1 pseudogene is annotated in these 352 nt (G+C 45.5%); it reads right to left on the minus strand.

The features are described 5' to 3' along the window. Window positions 1-352, minus strand: a pseudogene (locus AB4232_RS22735) (chondroitin lyase); the annotation flags it as partial.

Raw genomic sequence — 352 nt, forward strand, 5'->3', positions numbered from 1 at the left:
GCTTTGATGTCGTCTGCTGCATTGACAGCGTCAGATAGCGTTTTACCTGAAGCATGGACCCAAACATCTTGTTGGTGATTAGCCATACCAAGTAAAGTTTCAGTCTGCTCATAGCGGTGGTAACACACAGACGTTGCCATAATAACGCCTTCATCGTTAATAGAAATCGTCTTCGATGAATCGTTCAGAGCTGGCAATGTACCGTCTGGGAATGCCGTTTTGAATACCGCGTAAGACGTTGTCTTGATCACTGAGTCGTTGAATTCGTAAATACCAAGATCTGGCTGACGACGTTCAATCGCTTCTGCGAACAAGTAGATTGGACGTAGTGAGAAACGGTGGTAGTAAGGAC

The organism is Vibrio sp. 10N.286.46.A8, from assembly GCF_041470165.1.
Taxonomy (GTDB): Bacteria; Pseudomonadota; Gammaproteobacteria; order Enterobacterales; family Vibrionaceae; genus Vibrio; species Vibrio tasmaniensis_A.